This window comes from Rhizobium sp. R693, from assembly GCF_002211315.1.
In the GTDB taxonomy this organism is placed as follows: Bacteria; Pseudomonadota; Alphaproteobacteria; order Rhizobiales; family Rhizobiaceae; genus Rhizobium.
Genome location: NZ_LOKY01000042.1, coordinates 1 through 3,359 on the forward strand (window position 1 = coordinate 1; position 3,359 = coordinate 3,359).

Annotated in this window: 3 protein-coding genes; 2 read left to right on the forward strand and 1 reads right to left on the reverse strand. The window is 54.2% G+C overall.

Annotated features, from left to right (window positions below; genetic code table 11):
* Positions 1-171: 171 nt before the first annotated feature.
* The gene (locus ATY79_RS22905) at positions 172-765 is read left to right on the forward strand and encodes a hypothetical protein (RefSeq protein WP_088704983.1); all 594 of its coding nucleotides are present in this window, start codon (positions 172-174) and stop codon (positions 763-765) included.
* A gap of 333 nt (positions 766-1,098) precedes the next feature.
* Here the strand turns inward: ATY79_RS22905 and ATY79_RS22910 are convergent, their stop codons facing one another.
* Positions 1,099-2,145 (reverse strand): hypothetical protein, encoded by a 1,047-nt coding sequence (locus ATY79_RS22910; protein WP_088704984.1) that lies wholly within the window; start codon positions 2,143-2,145, stop codon positions 1,099-1,101.
* An 844-nt stretch (positions 2,146-2,989) separates the two neighbouring features.
* Here ATY79_RS22910 and ATY79_RS22920 point away from each other — a divergent pair.
* Positions 2,990-3,217 carry a hypothetical protein gene (locus tag ATY79_RS22920; RefSeq protein ID WP_088704986.1) on the forward strand — a complete coding sequence of 76 codons (228 nt, stop codon included), beginning with the start codon at positions 2,990-2,992 and terminating at the stop codon, positions 3,215-3,217.
* Positions 3,218-3,359: the final 142 nt, after the last annotated feature.

A 3,359-nucleotide genomic window follows, 5' to 3' on the forward strand; every position in this document is an offset into this window, starting at 1 on the left:
GCGAAATAATTGACCATTCGTGGTCCGTGAGTTCGTAGCGGCGGCGCGTCATCATTGCTCCCAATTCGGAAGCCTTGAATCACGCCGAACGCAGTACGCCAAGAGAATTTATGAGTTTACGTCCTAGAACATCTCCATGAAGCAGGCGTTGCGTCAGAGACGCTCCGACGCATGGTGACCGCAGGCTTAATCGAGCGGCCAACAGTCGGCTTTTACGCGCTGCCCGGTCGCATCGAACGACAGGACATAGACTGGGTCGCATTTTCACTGAGATGTCCAAGAGGCGTTATTGGCTTGCAAAGCGCAGCGCTTTACCACAACATGACCGACCAAAGGCCAGGCAAGCTCCAGGCTTTCATACCACGCTCGCGTGGGCTCGTGGTTTTCAGGCTCGACAGTGTATCCCAAACTACTCTCGATCCGATCGTATCTCGCAATCCGTTTCATCTCACTTTGGGCGTGGCGTTAGTGAAGCGATCTGGGATCGCCATAAGAGTCACATCAAAGGAGAAAACGCTCGTCGATCTATTTCTGTTCAGCGAATTTAAGACCATTACCGCGAGCGATCGTCGTGTACGGGTTCCGGAAGAGACCGTTCTGGAAGCTATGGCGCGCTGTACTCGGGATTCATCATTTTCCTTTGATACCTTTCATGAGATCGCGGACGCCTTTGGTTGCGCTCAGAAGGTCCTTCCTTTCTCGAAGGCGAGTCAATATATTGTCGGAGCACCTAGAGGATTTGCCGCTAAATGGCCCATGCAATGAGAGGACCTAAACTTAGCGTCGCAATTGAATACTCCGTAACCGGAGCGGTCTGTGATCTCCCCGCGGATCGTCAATAAGCTTCGGGTAACCTCCTATCCATTCCAAAGGGCAGCCTGAGTTTCCGCCCCGGACCAATCACACGGTCGTCTTCTTTCAAATCAAAGGACGTCCCTACCCCACCACTTCGGTTCGATAGTAGCTGGAGCTTTCGTGATTTCCTTCCCTTTAAGGGATCGCATCGCCAAGAGCGATGCCCAGTTGGGCGAGATACCTGAGAGGGAATGTCAACCACTGTAAAGCGCACTTCAGCCGCAAGCAAAGGCATCATCTGTTTTACGTTATGTTAACGCTAACCATCCACCGTTGCATGATTGCTGTATTGGATTCGGATCGCAAGTATGCGGCGCGCCGGTGTTGGAGCTTATAAGCTGCACTGATTGCGGGGAGCCGATGCTTGACCATTGCGTGCGCTTGCGGATGCTGATGCGATCGCGCTCTGTCGCCAAGAATACGGACCGCGTTTTTCCAAATCCTAAGCAGATTGTACGGATCATGATCGGGAAGCCCTTTGACCAACCGCTCCAGGTTAATGTTGCCGGACAGGCGCGCGGTCTTCGATGGCATAGACCGCAATTTCGAAGTCTTTGTCTTTGGCGCTTCGTAGGGTGGGATGGGCTTTTTGTCCAAGCCATCGATTGCAGAGAGCAACTTGCCGTTTGTCTCGACAAGCTTAACCTTTTTGAGGTGCCGAATTGCCAAGTTGAAATTGTGATCGAACGAAATGCGCTGTCCTGTTGTTGGATTGACTACAGGGATCGTCGTCTTTTCGGCCGGGATTCCAAAGCCCCCCGCTACCTTTCTGCGAACGACCTTATAACGCGTCCCAGCGGCGGTCACATGCTTGACGATCGCGGCTAAGAGTTCGCCAGGTGGTGGGATAACAAGCTTCTCGGACGCATCGGGAGTGGGGGCCGCTATTTTCGCGCGTGCCCGCTTGGCGGCGGGCTTAGGTGCACGTCCTCCCAGGATGGCCACGGTGGCTGGGGTGAGCTTGATCGAGACCTGCCTTCCATTGGTGGACGCCTCTGCGGCGAGGCCCTTGGTTATCAGCGATGTCGCAAACCGCTCAAGATCAGATTGATTGATCCGACCGATGGAGCCTTCATGATGGTATTCCAACTTTCCGGCTTCGAGTACTATGTTGCCCGTGAAGTCCTTTTTGACGACCTGTGCCGTCATTTCCTCCTGAATACGTGCCTTCACTACCTGCCAGTTCGTCACGACGCCGGCAACTGGCCCCCCGCCAACTCTCCGTGCGTGTACTTTGATACGCGCTGGTTGACTTGCTCTCTTTGGTTTCCTCGGTTTCTTCGGCTTCATGCACCCCTTCCCCTCGGGCCACCTTAGTCAAAGCCAAGTATAGTCGTCAAACCACGTAAACAACGAGGTTTTAGGAGTCTCAAATACTCTCGGGACATCATCCGAGAGCGGCCATGTGATTGTCGCCGAGGCATTGGGAAGCGAAGGCCTCGTTTCTCTGTCGATCTCGGACAGTATCCCGATTGAACGCAGTCTGCACGCAGTGGGTGGCGCGGTGTTCGAAGAGAGGCTCAATCGCCGCCGGGTTAGAGGCCACTATCTCGCTCAGATCGCGATGTTGCTTGGAGGGATCGCATCAGAACAAGTGATCATCGGGAATTTTTCCGACCGGCCGGATCGTCTGAATACTCCGATTTACGGATGGCGACACACGTTGCGACGATGGTGGAAGGCCCGTTGGCTATGGGAGGTTCATGGATCTCTGAGGGGGATGTGGATCCAGTCAGCATCGCACAACAGAGGTCCCGAAACCTCGGCCTTTATACCCGCGCACTGCTCGCGGCACAGATGAACGCAGCAATCGCAATTGTCGAGCAGAACGAGCATCTTGTAAGGAAGCTCGCGAGGACGCTTTTCGAACGAAAGTGTTTGTCGGCGGAAGATGTCCGGGCGGTCATTCAGGCGAGCGGATGATCTTCGGGGAGCGCTGCCAGTTTCTGGACGGCCAAACGCTGCTGATCTCGAACAAATTTAACGTCCATGGGCAGGTTCCTCTGTAGCTTCGAGATGCCGTACTTCGAACTGGATCTGACGCCAGCGAAATGTTCCCGTTGTGTTCGCATCTTGGTGATTTGTCGGCGGCAAAAAATGTGCTATTGGGGCCGCTCCAGCCGGGAGCGTGTTCATGGTTTTTGCGGGATTGGAAGCAGGCGGCGTTTATTGGGCCAGACGGAGAAGTGTCGCCGATACTCAGCCAACGGTGGTGCAGGTATCTACCGTGTTTGGGCGTAACCCAGAGTACTGGACGTTGCTGATTCCGGGGTCAGGCGAGCACCACATGCCTGATGAATTTGATATCATCGAAGAAATCCCGTTCCCGGCTTCTGCACCTATCCGCCAGGCCGCAGAATAGACCGTTTCAAGTTTGTGACCTTGCCCCGTTGAAATAATCCATTTTGAAGTAAGCTCTGGCCCATTGAGAGGACCAGAGAATGAAGCGCAACCGTTTCACAGACGAACAGATCATTGGCATCCTGAAGGAGCACGAGGCGGGC